Annotated in this window: 13 protein-coding genes; 9 read left to right on the plus strand and 4 right to left on the minus strand. The window is 28.7% G+C overall.

All coding sequences use genetic code 11. The annotated features are described in order from the left end of the window. Positions 1 to 455 precede the first annotated feature (455 nt). From ON24_RS00005 to ON24_RS00015, 3 genes are all read right to left on the minus strand, one after another. The gene (locus ON24_RS00005) at positions 456 to 2096 is read right to left on the minus strand and encodes an ABC1 kinase family protein (RefSeq protein ID WP_040681513.1); all 1641 of its coding nucleotides are present in this window, start codon (positions 2094 to 2096) and stop codon (positions 456 to 458) included. Positions 2097 to 2819: 723 nt separating this feature from the next. Beyond that, positions 2820 to 3419 (minus strand): SLAC1 family transporter, encoded by a 600-nt coding sequence (locus ON24_RS00010; RefSeq protein ID WP_081585213.1) that lies wholly within the window; start codon positions 3417 to 3419, stop codon positions 2820 to 2822. Positions 3420 to 3754: 335 nt separating this feature from the next. Next, positions 3755 to 4531 carry a hypothetical protein gene (locus tag ON24_RS00015; RefSeq protein ID WP_040681515.1) on the minus strand — a complete coding sequence of 259 codons (777 nt, stop codon included), beginning with the start codon at positions 4529 to 4531 and terminating at the stop codon, positions 3755 to 3757. Positions 4532 to 5119: 588 nt separating this feature from the next. On the opposite strand from ON24_RS00015, the gene ON24_RS00020 reads away from it, so the two are divergent. From ON24_RS00020 to ON24_RS00060, 9 genes are all read left to right on the plus strand, one after another. Continuing rightward, positions 5120 to 6436 (plus strand): anthranilate synthase component I family protein, encoded by a 1317-nt coding sequence (locus ON24_RS00020; protein ID WP_338093115.1) that lies wholly within the window; start codon positions 5120 to 5122, stop codon positions 6434 to 6436. 2 nt (positions 6437 to 6438) lie between these two features. Beyond that, complete coding sequence (locus tag ON24_RS00025) at positions 6439 to 7005, plus strand: anthranilate synthase component II (RefSeq protein ID WP_040681517.1); 567 nt, start codon at positions 6439 to 6441, stop codon at positions 7003 to 7005. An 11-nt stretch (positions 7006 to 7016) separates the two neighbouring features. After that, complete coding sequence (locus tag ON24_RS00030; RefSeq protein ID WP_040681518.1) at positions 7017 to 7814, plus strand: indole-3-glycerol-phosphate synthase; 798 nt, start codon at positions 7017 to 7019, stop codon at positions 7812 to 7814. A gap of 1 nt (position 7815) precedes the next feature. Beyond that, the gene (locus tag ON24_RS00035; RefSeq protein WP_040681519.1) at positions 7816 to 8484 is read left to right on the plus strand and encodes a phosphoribosylanthranilate isomerase; all 669 of its coding nucleotides are present in this window, start codon (positions 7816 to 7818) and stop codon (positions 8482 to 8484) included. Positions 8485 to 8594: 110 nt separating this feature from the next. Beyond that, on the plus strand, positions 8595 to 9779 hold the full coding sequence (gene trpB / locus ON24_RS00040; RefSeq protein ID WP_040681520.1) for a tryptophan synthase subunit beta: 1185 nt from the start codon (positions 8595 to 8597) through the stop codon (positions 9777 to 9779). A 14-nt stretch (positions 9780 to 9793) separates the two neighbouring features. Next, positions 9794 to 10606 carry a tryptophan synthase subunit alpha gene (gene trpA, locus ON24_RS00045; protein ID WP_016358980.1) on the plus strand — a complete coding sequence of 271 codons (813 nt, stop codon included), beginning with the start codon at positions 9794 to 9796 and terminating at the stop codon, positions 10604 to 10606. A 12-nt stretch (positions 10607 to 10618) separates the two neighbouring features. Continuing rightward, on the plus strand, positions 10619 to 11686 hold the full coding sequence (gene trpD / locus ON24_RS00050; RefSeq protein ID WP_040681521.1) for an anthranilate phosphoribosyltransferase: 1068 nt from the start codon (positions 10619 to 10621) through the stop codon (positions 11684 to 11686). Positions 11687 to 12087: 401 nt separating this feature from the next. After that, entirely contained in the window at positions 12088 to 12438 is a 351-nt protein-coding gene (locus ON24_RS00055; RefSeq protein ID WP_016358978.1) for a hypothetical protein, read from the plus strand. A gap of 381 nt (positions 12439 to 12819) precedes the next feature. Continuing rightward, the gene (locus ON24_RS00060; RefSeq protein WP_040681522.1) at positions 12820 to 13278 is read left to right on the plus strand and encodes a hypothetical protein; all 459 of its coding nucleotides are present in this window, start codon (positions 12820 to 12822) and stop codon (positions 13276 to 13278) included. Positions 13279 to 13292: 14 nt separating this feature from the next. On the opposite strand, the gene ON24_RS00065 is transcribed toward ON24_RS00060, so the two are convergent. Further along, complete coding sequence (locus tag ON24_RS00065) at positions 13293 to 15218, minus strand: MutS-related protein (protein ID WP_040681523.1); 1926 nt, start codon at positions 15216 to 15218, stop codon at positions 13293 to 13295. Positions 15219 to 15359 lie beyond the last annotated feature (141 nt).

Here is a 15359-nt window from a genome sequence, read left to right on the forward strand (position 1 = left end):
TTTCTTCGAATTTAGGTCATTATTTCTATAATTAAAAGTAAATCCATTAATTATATATACAATTTTTTAGAGACCTTATTATGTCGTATCATTTTAATGATTGTGAAAATTTATATTTTCAAATGCTGTATTGATTGTTAAAATGACTGGTGCCTTAGGTCCTTCTATGAGGAAAGTTTTAACTGTCGATGATTAGAAGCAACCCAGCATTAGATAGGCTGCCTGTTTCGAGGGTTACTCGTGGAGGGAAGGGTAAACTACCTGTGAAGCATGAGAGTTAGTATACGGGCAAAATCTTTTTTGATAATAATTTTTTCATTTCTTATTTTCATTAATTATTAGAATTAGTGGTTTAACTTTGAATAATATGATTATTCAAATTGTTATCTTTTTTTTTAAAATGTATATTGATATTTAATATTTGAAAATACTGTTAAAAAAATAGTTTAGGGAATTTAGTCATTTCCCATATATCTTAATATTGTAAATATTCCCATTATAAGACTTATCAGGAATCCAATAAATCCTAAAATCGGCATGTCCAAAATTTTTGGACCAACATTACTTAACATTACTAAAGAGGATCCTATAAGTAATGCGGAAATAATCAGTGATAGGGATAATTTATTTGTGATTCTATCTAATTCATTAAGTTCTAGATTTATTTTTATTTCTCCCTCTTCTATCTTATATAATATTTTATTAACACGATTAGGAAGAATCTTTACCATATGTTCTAGTCCAAAGATATTTGATTTAAATATATCCAATACCTTTGTCGGACTAAATTTTTTACTTATAATTCTTCTTGCTATTGGTTGAAGTACTGGAACCACATCAAACTCTGGATCCAACTTCTGTCCTGTTTCTTCAATCATTGCAATTCCACGTGCCATTAATACAAATTCATTTGGAAGTTTAACATTATACTTCCTCATTAAATTGATTAAATCCTCCATAGCACCCTTAATCTTACCAAGTTCTGCTCCGTAGTATACACTGAATAGATCATTTAGGTCCCTTTTCAGTGATTTCAAATCTGTTTTTTCAGTAAGAATATCCATATAAAGCAACTGATTAATTAAACCTTCAATGTTCTGTTCTGTGAAGAAAATCATTAGCTCAGCAAGGTTTTCCTTAAATTCCTTATCAAGTAAACCCATCATTCCCTCATCAATAAAGCACACTACATTTCCATCCATGATAAATATGTTTCCAGGATGGGGGTCTGCATGGAAAAATCCATTAATGAATATTTGTTGGAAATAAGATTTTACTCCTCTATTTGCAATCAACTTTTTATTATATTTTGGATCATCACTATCAAAGACATTAGATAGTTTTTCACCTTTAATAAATTCCATTGTCAATATTTTTTTAGAACTATATTCGGGATATGATTTAGGAATATGTATTGTTTTATCATTTCTGAAATCATATTCTATTCTTTTCATGTTCATTAGTTCCTGGTTGTAATTGATTTCTTTTTTAATGGATCTTTCAAACTCATCAATTATTCCAGGTAGATTATAAATCTTAAGTATGGATACCTTATCTACTTGCTTTGCAATAAATTTCATGATATTTAAATCGGTTTGAATTAAATCTTCAAGTCCCTCTTTTTGAATCTTTATTGCTACCTCCTCACCGGTAGGTAAAGTTCCTTTATGTACCTGACCAATTGAAGCAGTCGCTATTGGTTTTTTGGAGAAACTTTTGAACAAATTAGGAATAGAATCATGTAACTCATTTTCAATCATATTCTGAATTTCGTCATAACTGACAGAGGGATTATCATCTTGTAGTTTACTTAATTCATTGGCAATATCTTTTCCAACAATATCTGGTCTTGTACTTAATAGTTGACCTAATTTTATATAGGTAGTACCTAAATCTTGAAACATCAATCTTAAACGAGCAGGTACACTATCATCTAAAGCTTGTTCCGGATCTTCTGAGCCTGTTTTTTTAAATGGATTGTATTTACTAAATCTGGATTGGCCTAAAAGATAATCGAAACCATAATGTCTGAAGATAGTAACAATTTCATTAAATCTTGATAATGTTTTTCTATTTGTTCTAGTCCTAATTTTCATTAGATTAACCTTTGTTTTTGATATTATAAATATTAAATGTTTAATTTTTTTTAAAAAATTTATTTTGATTTTTAAACATATTTAAGAATTTCTTCAATTTAGTTTTCTATTAGTAATAATAAAGATTATTTTTTAATTTCATTCATCTAGTTTATTGTTGACTTTAAAAAAAGAGTATTTATCTAGATTTGAACTATCCAGATTTTTAAATCATTTTCATCATCTTAAATTATTCAAAAACTAGATTTTTTAGATTAAATAACATTTAAAATTAAAATATCACATATTTTAACTTGTTATGGGTTTTAAAAAATTTTTATAATCAATTTTAATCAATTAATTGATATTAATTAGTAGTAGGCATTTGATTATTTTTTTTTTATTTTTTTTTTATTTCTATTTTTATATTGAAAATATAAAGTAAATATCGAACTAAAACGTATAACACAATACATATTGCAATTGTAATTTCAATATTATCTAAAATATCCAGCATATAAATCTTTGTTCCTAAATTAATAAAATACTGATTTACTAATGTTGTTGCAGTTGCACTTATAACAAATGGGAAGGTGAAACCTGCATAACTGGGATAAAATGGTAATTTAAGACATCTAATTAGATTTATAAACGCAAATAAATATAAAATACATGCAATTATATATGCAAAAATTATTAGATTAACTGATTTTGGAATATTTAATCTGAAGTATTCTACCAAGATTATACTTGCAGGTGCAGTATAAATACATAGGAGAGGTTTGGTTGAATCCGGTATTGGTAACTTAATATACTGTAGCTGACAATGAAAAACAATATAATAAAGCTTAATAAACCAAATATGAAAGTTCCATAATTTATAAAGTTAAATTGATCAAATTTAAAGCCTGTCATTGCAGCGATGCCTATTCCTATATAAACGATAAAGGAGCTGGTGGTTAAATCTTCTAATTTTCCGTGAATGATATATCTTTTTGTAAATATTATAATTATTAATATGTGTATTATCAATCCAATTAACCAGATAATTAATGCCATATTCTTATTATAATTCAGAAAATATGTACTAAATGCCATAAGCCCCATGGATAATGTTCCAAAGGTACCTAATAATATGGGGCTATCTAAATCATTCTTAAAATCTTCCATATCATTTAATGTTTGAATAAATAAGCTTAAAACTAAAATTACTCCAGTTGTTCCAAGTAAATATTTAACAGTGATATTTGTCTCCCCAAGAAGATTTCCAAGACTAACTAAAGCTAGAAAAACACCGCATATTGGTATTGGTATTTTATTGAATTTATTCATCTCAAACCCCATTTCATCATTTATTTACTATAAAATAAGTTTTAAATCATATTTAATTTTTATAGCCAGCTTTTTAAGATAAGTATAAAAAATAGTTTTTTTAATTTTAATCTATTTTAATAAATCGTCTTTTTTTTTAAGATTTTAATTCATTTTATTAATGTTTATATTTGAACTTGTTAATTGTTCTTTGGTATGTTTTTATTTTATTAAAGTGGTTGGAAAATAGCATAAATCTTTAAAGTTATTTTCTATTAAAAATAGAATCATTTGTAAGTTTATATTAAAAAATAATAAAAATAGATATTTTTTAAAAAAAATAATAATAGATAATTTAAATTAGGTTATTATTCAAATGTTTCAATAGCATTTATTAATCTTTCGGCGTAATCTTTTTTAGTTGATTGATTATATCCTTGGTTTACCTCAAAGATCATTGATTCATAACCTAAATTGCTGATAGGTTCTGTAACATATTGGGGACTTGTACCTGCAGTATATGTGGCATGTTTCTCAACACCTATCAGATTTGCTAATTTTGTTCCATCCTCTTCACCTTTACTATCTTCGGTGATAGGTAATAGGAATGTAGTGCTGTCATAATAAACTTCCATCTCATGAACATCCATTACAAGTTTAGGATTGTACTGTTTTGTATCATTGACAATATAATCATTTGCAAGTAATTCTCCCATACGCCTATTTGTATTATAATCACTTACATTATACTTGGTTTGGTTGTGGTTGATTTTAACGAAATAAACTACATAATTTTTACTAAGGTTATTACTATCATTTCTTTCCTTTAATGTTTCATTAGTCGCATTATGTATTCCACTTTCCAGATCATGAACGCCTAATATAATTATAATTGTTTCATTTGATGATTTATTACCATAATAGTATTTGCTAACTGTACCATTTTCATTTTCCCCAATTATTGATGGATCTTTAGAAGGCTTATTTATAAATAAACTAGAAACGGACTCTGTGAAATTATTAACTCCCACAGTTTCCTTGCTTGTATCATTTGAACTTTCTATGCTACCTGCCACCACTGCAATAACTGCAAATATTAAACAGATAAGTATTATTATAATTATTAGATTATGGCTTTTCTTCATATTATCTCCGTTGGTTAGAAAAGTTTTATAATGATTCTTAATTAAATTCAAATCATTTTTTTTTAAAATAGGATTAATTAATTTTTATTAAATCAAGTTGGTTGGATATATTTAATAAAATTTTTTTTAATTAATCTTTTCAATATCTAATTTTTTAATCTGTTTTTCCTGGATATTGTATAAATTTATTTTATAAAATCCTTTTAAAATTAAATATCTTTCATATAATTAAATTTTTTAATCAAATTGTTTAAATACTTTTTTATGACCTAAAAATATACTATGTACATTTTTGTACAATAAAGATTTAAATAGTACTTTGTAGCAATATTATATATGGAAAGATTACTATTAAATAATTTATTAAGATCTTTCTAAGTCTATATTATGATTCAATGTTTTTTAAAATAGAATATTGTTTCTTAATAGTTAATTTATTGTTTTAATTTGTAAATATTATGTTTTTATTTAAAAATCTTAAAAATTTTAACTAATAATCTTGAAAAATAAGGTGGTACTATTTCAAAAAAAGAAATATATGATAAGATCAAATCTTTTATAGGAGAACCTCAATCATTTGATGTAAATATTGAATCCCCTTTTGTTCTTTTTAAAAATTTATATTATAACTATAATGATGCATTTTTACTTGAATCAATGGAAACTGATAGCGGACTTGCAAGATTTTCAATAGTGGGTTTCAATCCAATTGCAAAAATTAAGGCTCATGATAATTTGGTCACTGTTACAACGGATGATGAGGTTGTTGAATATGAATGTGAAAATCCATTCTTGGATTTAAAACAATTAACCAATTATGATTTTCCTGCTAAAGGATTTTATGGTGGTCTTTTAGGTTATGTCTCCTATGAATCCATAAAATATATTGAAGATGTTCCTACAAACAAAAGTTCCTATCCTGACTTTGAATTTGGTCTATTTTTAGACTGTGTAATCTATGATAGGATTAATAATAAATGTGAATATGTGACTTATAATAAAAACAGGCTTGATTTGATTGACAGAATTTATAATGAAGTTCATACCAATGGAATTCTAGAATATAAAAAATTAAGGGATGATTTTACTAAAGAAGAATATGAAAATATTGTCTCTCAAGCTAAAAAGCAGATTACCGATGGTGAAATCTTTCAGGTTGTACTGTCCAATTCAGAAAATTTCATCCTAAAGGGTAGTAAATTGCCATTATATGAACATCTAAGAAAAATCAATCCCTCCCCTTATATGTATCACATTAAACTAGGGGATAGGGAGATAATAGGTTCCTCTCCTGAAATGTTGATGAGACTTGAAGGAGGCGTTCTTGAATCATATCCTATTGCAGGAACTCGTCCAAGAGGAAAGGATGAGAATGAGGATTTGGAACTTGAAAAATCTTTATTATCTGATGAGAAGGAACTTGCAGAACATTTAATGTTGGTGGATCTTTCACGTAACGATGTGGGAAAGGTTTCTAAAATTGGTACCGTGGATGTTCCAGAATTTGTTGAGATTAGAAAATTTTCACATGTACAACACATTGTATCACATGTTGTAGGTGAAATTCAGGATGATAAGGATGCTATTGAGGCTTTTATGAGTCTTTTCCCTGCAGGCACATTAAGTGGCGCTCCTAAAATAAGGGCAATGAATATTATAAATGAAAAGGAAAACTATGGAAGAGGTCCTTATGGTGGAGCAGTAGGATATTTTGGACTTAATGGTAATGCTGATTTTGCAATAACAATTAGAACATTAACAACTAATAAGGAAAGAGCAGAAATCCAGGCAGGTGCAGGAATTGTATATGATTCAATACCTGAAAATGAATATTTGGAATGTGCCCGTAAAAGACAGGCAATTGTACAGGCTCTAAAAGAAGCTGGAGAAAAAATGGAGGAATAGATATGATATTGATAATTGATAACTATGATTCTTTCACTTACAACCTTTATCAATTAATTGGTAAATTTAATAGTGATATTAAAGTTGTAAGGAATGATAAGATAACTTTAGAAGAGATTGAAGAGTTAAATCCTTCCCATATTATTATATCTCCAGGTCCTGGAAATCCTGCCAATCCCGATGATTTTGGTATCTGTGGGGAGGTAATATTAAAAATGGAGGATACTCCGATTCTTGGAATCTGTCTTGGTCATCAAGGTATCTTTTATACATATGGAGGCAGTATAATTAAATCTAAACCGGTTCATGGTAAAAAGGATACAATTAAACATTCACAGTCAAAACTATTTGAAGGAGTACCTGAGGAATTTGACATTATAAGATATCACTCATTGATATGTGACGATTCAACTGTTCCTTCTAATATTAAAGTCACGGCAAGAAATGGGGATAATATTATTATGGCAATAGAGGATGACGATAAAAAAGTTTATGGTCTTCAATTTCATCCGGAATCTATCGGGGCTCACTATTCTGATTTAATTATCCAAAATTTCTTGAAACTATAAGTTGTGGTATTATGGGTGTAGTTGATGAGATTATCCTAAATAAAAAAGAGATTATTAAGAAAGAAAAGGATAAAAAATCTTTATTTGAAATTAAAAAAGAAGCGGAGGATAAAGTATCCACTATTGATAATAGTTTTAGGTTCCTAGAGGAGTTCAAAAAGAATGATTATACCAAAATCATCGCTGAATTCAAACCTGCTTCTCCATCTAAAGGACATATCAGTTCTGTAAAAGTTGAAGATGTAATGAATGTTTATAATCAGGTTAATGTGGATATGATTTCCTGTTTAACCGAGGAATCATACTTTAAGAGTAATCTTTCAAATCTTAAAAAGGCAGTAGACTCTACCGATAAACCAGTTTTGAGAAAGGATTTTGTAATAGATGAATACATGGTTTATGAGGCGGCTATTGCAGGTGCAAGTTGTATATTGCTTATCAGTGATGTTTGTCCAGATATGGAAAAATATATGGGGATTGCAAATGATCTTGGATTGGATACTTTGGTGGAATGTCATAGCAAGGAAGAAATTGAAGCTGCCAATGATTTAAATGCTCCAATTATTGGTATTAATAATCGTGATCTATCTAATTTTACCATTGATTTCAATAAAACTAAGGATTTAGGGCAATATGTAAAATCCTATCTGGTATCAGAAAGTGGAGTTAATACCGTTGAAGACGGTAGACTTCTACAATCTTATGGTGCCGATGGATTACTTATTGGAACAGCTTTGCTTAGGAATAAATCTATTGATGAAACTAAAGAATTTGTTTATAGTTTAAATAAAGGTTTAAACAGGTGTTAAAATGTCTTTAAAGATTAAAATCTGTGGCATTACTAATAAGGATATTATCGATAAGATTTCCACATTAAATGTTGATCATATTGGTTTTATTAATATCGAAAGATCTAAAAGATATCTTGATTTAGATGAGGTTATTGAACTGTCAAAAGACATGGATGATAAACATTATCCAACCTTGATTTTAGATGATTCGAATCCTTCGGATATCTTGAAAAAAGTTAATAAATCACATATTAAAAGACTTCAATTCCACTCAAATATAAGTATTGATTCAATAGATGAGCTTCACAGTAAATTGGAAGATTTATTTATAGTTAAAGTAATTGGAATAAAAGATGAAATTACAGATGAAACAATAAAAGATTTAAAGTTGTTTTCAAATCATGCAGATGGAATATTATTGGATTATATTAAAGACGGTTTAACTGGTGGAACAAATACTCATATTCCAATTGAAACAGCTTTAAAAGCAAGGGATATGGTAAAAGGAGAAAATCCGAACTGTGAAATTATACTTGCAGGTGGATTAAATTATGGTTATTTAAAATCGATTTATGAAAACTTGGATAGTTTTGATATGATTGATGTAAATAGTGGAGTTGAAGATAAACCTGGAGTTAAGAACGTTGATAAAATTGAAGACATTGTTAATTTAATTAAAACTAATTAATTTTCATTTAATATATTTGATTATAGATGTGATTTAAACATTAGAATTTTATTTTTCAAAAATTGATTTTTATTCGAGTATTATAAAAAAAATTTTTATAGGTGTTATTTATGAAATATGATGGACGATTTGGTAAATATGGTGGAGTATATGCTCCCGAGTTATTAATGCCGGCTATTGAAGAGTTGGAAGAGGGATTTTATAAATTTATGGAAGATGAAAAATTCCAAAAAGAATATCATAAATATTTAAAGGAATTTGCAGGAAGACCTACCGGATTATATTATGCCGAGAATTTATCAAAAAAATTAGGATGTAAAATATATCTTAAAAGGGAGGATATGTTACATACCGGCGCTCATAAGATTAACAATACAATTGGCCAAGGTTTACTTGCTAAATACATGGGCAAGACAAGACTTATTGCAGAAACAGGTGCTGGTCAACATGGTATTGCAACTGCGGTAATTGGTGCAAAATTAGGTATGGATGTAACAGTTTATATGGGATCTAAAGATGTTGAAAGACAAAAAATGAATGTATTTAGAATGGAATTATCTGGTGCTGAGGTTGTTCCTGTAGATGCAGGTTCAAGAACATTAAAAGATGCTATTAATGAAGCATTTAGGGATTGGATTTCCAATGTGGAGAATACTCATTATTTAATTGGTACTACAATGGGTCCCCATCCATATCCTACTATTGTAAAATATTTCCAAAGTGTTATTGGAACTGAAGCCCGTAAACAAATATTGAAATTGGAAGGTAAACTTCCAGATACTGTTATTGCCTGTGTTGGTGGTGGAAGTAATGCAATGGGTATTTTCTCAGGATTTGTGGATGATGAATCCGTTGATTTAATTGGTGTAGAAGGTGGTGGAAAAGGTGCAGATACCGATGAAAACGCTTCCACCATTACCAATGGTACTGATGGTATTTTACATGGTTCATTGTCTAAAGTATTACAAACTGATGATGGTCAAATAATAGAAGCTAGTTGTGTGTCTGCAGGTCTTGATTATCCTGGAGTAGGTCCTGAACATGCATATTTGGATAGTATTGGACGTGCACAATATGTATCAATTAATAATCAAGAGGCATTAGATGGATTTAGGACATTATGTGAAGTTGAAGGTATTATTCCTGCTCTTGAAAGTTCACATGCTGTTGCTTATGCAATTAAATATGCAAAACAGCCTGAAAATAAAGGTAAAACCATCATTGTTAATCTTTCAGGAAGAGGGGATAAAGATATGAATATTGTTGCTAAAGAATTAGGAGTTAAAGTAGATTAGTTTTAGGTGAGACTATGGAAATGAAAAGATTTGATGAGATTTTTAAAGAGGCAAAAGCTAAAAATGAAGGTATATTTATTCCATTTATTGTAGTTGGTGATCCTGATTATGAAACTTCATTGGAAATTGGAAAGACTTTAATTGATAGTGGGGCAGATGCTTTGGAGATAGGTTTTCCATTTACTGATCCTATTGCAGATGGAAAAACGGTTCAAGATGCTGATAACAGATCTTTTAAAGCAGGAACTACAGTGGAAGACTGCTTCAAATTTCTTGAGGAATTAAGGGATTATACTGATAAACCATTTGGACTTTTACTTTACTATAATCTAATTTATAAATATGGTATTGATGAGTTTTATAAAAGGTTGGCGGATATAGGTGTTAATGCAGTTTTATGTGCTGATTTGCCTCCTGAAGAATCATCAGATGCAAGGGAAGCTGCAGATAAATATGGTGTTGAAGAAGTATTTATTGCAGCTCAAACTACAAGTAATGAAAGACTTCAAAAGATCGCAGAATATGCAGGTGGATATATTTATGTAGTTTCTGTAATGGGTACAACCGGTGTAAGGGAAAATGTTGATATGGATACAACTGATATGATTGAGAGGATGAGGCAACATACTGATATGCCATTATGTGTTGGTTTCGGAATTTCAAAACCTGAGCATGTAAAACAGGTAATTGCATCTGGTGCTGATGGAGCTATTGTTGGAAGTGCAATAATTAATAGGATTGCAGATAACCTTGATGATAAAAATAAAATGCTTAAGGAAATAAGTGAATTTGTTAAATCTATGAAAAAAGCAACTAAAAAAGAATAGTGTGATGTTAATATGATTGAAGAGATTTTTGATAGTTTACTTGATGAACAAAGGGATTTAACCGAAGAAGAGGCCTCTAAATGTATGGAGGATATGATTTTAGGTAACTGTAATGATAACATTATAGCGGGATTTTTAATTGCCCTTAGAATTAAAGGGGAATCTATTCCTGAAATTACAGGATTTGCAAAGACCATGGCGTCTTATGGTCGCCATGTTGATTATGTTCCAAAGGGGTATCTCCTAGATGTGTGTGGTACAGGTGGGGACAATTTTAAAACATTTAACGTAAGTACAGCAGCATCAATTATTGCAGCTGCAGGTGGTGCTGAGATATCCAAACATGGTAATAGATCTGTAAGCAGTAAATGTGGTGGTGCTGATGTTTTAGAGGCGTTAGGTGTAAATATAATGCCTGATCCAGAGGTAAATTCTTATTCACTTGAACATTGTAATTATGGATTTCTGTTTGCTCCAAAATACCATCCTGCAACTAAAAATGTAATGGGTATTAGAAAGAGTTTAGGTACCCGTACTGTCTTTAATCTTTTAGGTCCTTTAACCTGTCCATCTAATCTTAATGCACAGTTTACTGGAATATATGATCCGGATTTAATTGAGAATATAGCAGAGGTACTTGTAAATCTTGGAAGAAAAAGGGCAATGGTATTACATGGTTTTGATAATGAGGGTAATCCTGCAATGGATGAAATTTCAATTATAGGCAAGACAAAAGTGGCATTCATAAACCATGGAAAAATTAGGGTTGATTATATTAGCCCTGAAACGTTTGGATGTAATAGTGTAAATCCTGATTATATCAGAGCTCCAGAATCAAAAGATGATCACGTTAAAATAATTAAAAATATTCTTGTAAATAAACAGGATACTGATAAAGATAAAGCAAGATTAGATTTGGCATGTATGAATTCTGCAGGGATTTTATATGTTGCAGATAAGGTTAAATCTTTAGATGAAGGTTTTAATTATTCTAAAGAATTAATTAAAGATAATTCTGCATATGATGAATTAGATAAAATAAAATATTATAGTAATCTTAGTTTAGATGATTTAAACTAATTTTTTATAATAATTTATCCATTTCTATCTTTTTTTTATTTAAAAAAACTTTTTATTAATTGTTGTTTGTATATTTTACATCGGATATCTTGAATAATGGACATATTCTATTTTTTTGTTTTATTGTCTGTAATTTCACCAGAAACTCCTTTTTCTTAATTATTATCATTGGATTTTAATTTAATGGAAATTATTTTTTTGAACTATTTTCATTAAAATATTGTTATTATGGCTATTTTTTTCAATTTGTTTAATTTTTAAATTGTTTTTTAGACAATGCAAAGGTTTATATTTGTGTATGTGATATTCATTATTGTATCACATATCTTGATGATCTGTGATAATATCTTTTATCTTTATAGATAAGTTTGTAGATTTAAAATTTAATAGAAGTGATTATAATGTTAACAACCGAACTTTACATGGAAAATGAAGAATCTCCTATAAAACTTAATAAAGATTTTATTGAAAACAATTCTAAAGATATTTTTAAATTATATGATTATATTCCAGCAGCAATTTTTGATATAATGGTTAAATATGATTCTACATTTGTCTATTATCGTGATAGATTACTTGAAGATCCTAAATGTAGTGTTCTATTCCATATTTACTTAAATCATCAAGATAAATTAGATTATTATAAACATAGTAAATTCATCACCGCCTTAAAGAATCAGGAAGTTAGGGAATTTATTACCAAATATCCTGAATTTAGAAAAGTTATTAAAGAAGATCCGAATTATGAATAAAATGATTTAATTTCTTTTCTAAATTCTTTACTTTTATTATGGTTAAACAAGATTATCTTAATCTTTTTAGCCATATCTCTGTTTTTGGTTATTGTTTTGAGTATTTTAATTATTTTAGGTATCATTCTATCTTGTTTTATCTGTTTTTAGCTACTATTGGTGGTTGTTTTAATTATTTAGTTATTAATCTATTGTTTTAACTGTTTTAATTTAGTGAATACTTCCTGATTTAAATTTTAGGTTATCTAAAAATCTCATTGTTTTTAATTGAATCTCAACTTTCATTATCTTAAAAGAGTTTTAAATATTAAGTTTTTAAATTATCTCAATTTAATTGATAGAACAAAAAGATTTAAGTTAATATTTAATAAAAACTTAAATATGAGTAAATATTCTTTATTTTTATGTGATAATTGCGATTTTCAATATGAACATGTAGATAGAGTTTTCTATTTTAATGAGGATTTAACCGAGATTAATGAGGAAGCTTTAATGATAATGACTTCTAGAGCCAAGACTGCATCTCTAATCTCAGGTTTTATTTTAGTATGGTACTGTCCCCATTGTAAAGAATTTGTAACTGAATATGATTTGACAGATAATAAATCCGATTTAAGTATTAATGAAGTGGAACAATTAATTAGAAAAGTATCTAAACATGAAAACATCATATTCTTCTCGGAAATTGTAGGTGAAGATGGTATACATCAGGGTCCTTACAATGCATATAGGAAATGTGGAAAATGTGGTAATGTTGTAGATTCTATATGGAATTTTGATAAGTGTCCTGCATGTAATAAAGGTAAACTACATTTGGTAGATAAATTTATTTTTGACTAGTTTTAGCTATTTGTTTAATCAAATTTTTTAAGAACCTCTCCATAAACTTCTTTTAGAGTACCTTCGGAGTTTTCATAGATTCTTTTAAGAATCAATTCCGGTGTACTTCTAGCTAAATAATTCATTTTCGGGGTTCTATCTACAATCAAATCATAGTTTTCATCTAATCCCTTAGCTTCAATACCATCCACTCTAACATCGGTATATAGCATTAGTTCCTTTGCCATGTGTGTTACAATAATACCGAAGGAATCTGTTTTCTCAATCATTTCAATAAAGCTTGATATAATTTTGACAGCTGCCTCTAATTCTGTAATTCCTTCAAGTTCATCAAGAAGTACTAATTTCTGGCTGTTTGTAGTAACAATTGGCATAAATATATTCAAAAATGTTTCAAAAGCACCTGCATCAAGTGATCGTTTTTTGGAGAAGTGATATATCTCATCAAGAATGATTACTTCCGCAGACTCCGCACATACCGGAAGTCCCATCTGTGTCATTATTGAAATTTGACTTATGGTTTCAAGTAATGTGGTTTTACCACCACTATTTGCGCCTGTTAAAAGGGCTATGTTCTCTCTGGGACTTAGTTCATAATCAATTCTCTGAATCTTTTCAGGATTCTTTAGTGCAAGATTTAAGTGTAATGCCCCTTTAAATTTAAATCCGTCAGATATTACTGGTGCGTGTAGGTCATATTCATATGCGAAACTTCCAAGTGAAAATTCATAGTCGAACTTAATTACCTCTTCAACCTCTTTTTCTGCCTTGTCTTTTATTGCTTTAAGATGGTTTGTAGCGTTAAGTTTCATGTCATAGATATTATTTTCGCGTTTTGATTCAATATCACATTTTACACGTCTGATTTCATTCTCATCAATTTCAAGAGGATATTTTTTAATAAAAGGATCAAATCTTATTGATGTTTCTTTATAAATCATCTCATCTAATTCGGTTAATGTGTCTTTCAGGATATTTTCAAGTTTTGATGGCATTTCATGATTTAATAGATCTAACACTTCCTCCCCTTCAAGGTCAATATTCTTTATTTCCTCCTTAAGTTTCTTATTACCATATTCTTTAGCATCATGTACTGCCCCATCAATATCAACATTATCCTTTTCAACGATATTTACCTCGTCAAGAATAGGTTCTATATCTTCAAGGACAGTGTCTAAATTAAGTATTTTTCTAATAATTCCAACATTTTTAAACAATTCCTTATTTAAATTAAAATAATTTAACATGATGTCTGGAACGATTTCCTCTTTGGAAGATTCTTTACTTATCATTACAACGTTAGGTGAATCGCTAAAATCAAGAAGTCCCTCGGAATAAACATACAATATTAATTCGTAGTTTCTAATTTCCTCTATAAGGGTAGGTGAGTTCCTAGCAGTAATAATGGAGAAATATTGGTTAAGTCCTAAATCTGTTAAATAAGCATTGTCCTCATCACTTTCTACTAATATGAGTTTACTTGCATCGAACTGTGCTTTTGGTTTAATTGGTTTATGTAAATTTTTCATTAAACCTTTAAGTTTTATGATGGGTAAATTTGACACCTTTTCTTTTGCATCCATTACAAATTGGATATTGGACTTTATTCTTTCTTTATCCTTAGTAGGTGAAAGTAGCAATATTCTATTTTTGGAATACTCCGTATTAGAATAAGCTAATATTTTCTGTATGATGTCATCATAGATTTCTACAGCCCTATCACTTTTTAAAAATTCTTGTTTAGGGTTTCCAAGAAGTTGATTCATTATTTCAATTGCTTTTTTCTGGGATATTCCTTCGATTGACGTAAGTTTTTCAAGTTCCAGGTTATCCACAATTTCATATAGGTTCTCTTCTCCCCCAAGTTCCCGTATAATTTTACCTGAGAGCTTTTCTCCTACTCCTTTAATATCCTCTAATTTGACCCTATCATCTATCATATTACCAAACCCTTATTATATGTTCAAATCAATAGGTTTTTTCATGTTGATTAAAAGACGATTGTTGAATATGTTAGTTTTTTAATCTTTGGATTATTGAAAAAATCATATTGAAATTTAGTATTTCTATTTAAGGATTTA

The sequence above is a fragment of the Methanobrevibacter boviskoreani JH1 genome, assembly GCF_000320505.1.
Taxonomy (GTDB): Archaea; Methanobacteriota; Methanobacteria; order Methanobacteriales; family Methanobacteriaceae; genus Methanarmilla; species Methanarmilla boviskoreani.

Excerpts from the sequence above, each read along its gene's own strand:
- trpD (WP_040681521.1), top strand. The coding sequence starts at position 10,619 with ATGATTGAAGAGATTTTTGATAGTTTACTTGATGAACAAAGGGATTTA.
- ON24_RS00035 (WP_040681519.1), top strand. The coding sequence starts at position 7,816 with ATGTCTTTAAAGATTAAAATCTGTGGCATTACTAATAAGGATATTATC.
- ON24_RS00060 (WP_040681522.1), top strand. The coding sequence starts at position 12,820 with ATGAGTAAATATTCTTTATTTTTATGTGATAATTGCGATTTTCAATAT.
- ON24_RS00025 (WP_040681517.1), top strand. The coding sequence starts at position 6,439 with ATGATATTGATAATTGATAACTATGATTCTTTCACTTACAACCTTTAT.
- trpA (WP_016358980.1), top strand. The coding sequence starts at position 9,794 with ATGGAAATGAAAAGATTTGATGAGATTTTTAAAGAGGCAAAAGCTAAA.
- ON24_RS00015 (WP_040681515.1), bottom strand. The coding sequence starts at position 4,531 with ATGAAGAAAAGCCATAATCTAATAATTATAATAATACTTATCTGTTTA.
- ON24_RS00010 (WP_081585213.1), bottom strand. The coding sequence starts at position 3,419 with ATGGGGTTTGAGATGAATAAATTCAATAAAATACCAATACCAATATGC.
- ON24_RS00065 (WP_040681523.1), bottom strand. The coding sequence starts at position 15,218 with ATGATAGATGATAGGGTCAAATTAGAGGATATTAAAGGAGTAGGAGAA.
- ON24_RS00005 (WP_040681513.1), bottom strand. The coding sequence starts at position 2,096 with ATGAAAATTAGGACTAGAACAAATAGAAAAACATTATCAAGATTTAAT.
- ON24_RS00055 (WP_016358978.1), top strand. The coding sequence starts at position 12,088 with ATGTTAACAACCGAACTTTACATGGAAAATGAAGAATCTCCTATAAAA.
- trpB (WP_040681520.1), top strand. The coding sequence starts at position 8,595 with ATGAAATATGATGGACGATTTGGTAAATATGGTGGAGTATATGCTCCC.
- ON24_RS00030 (WP_040681518.1), top strand. The coding sequence starts at position 7,017 with ATGGGTGTAGTTGATGAGATTATCCTAAATAAAAAAGAGATTATTAAG.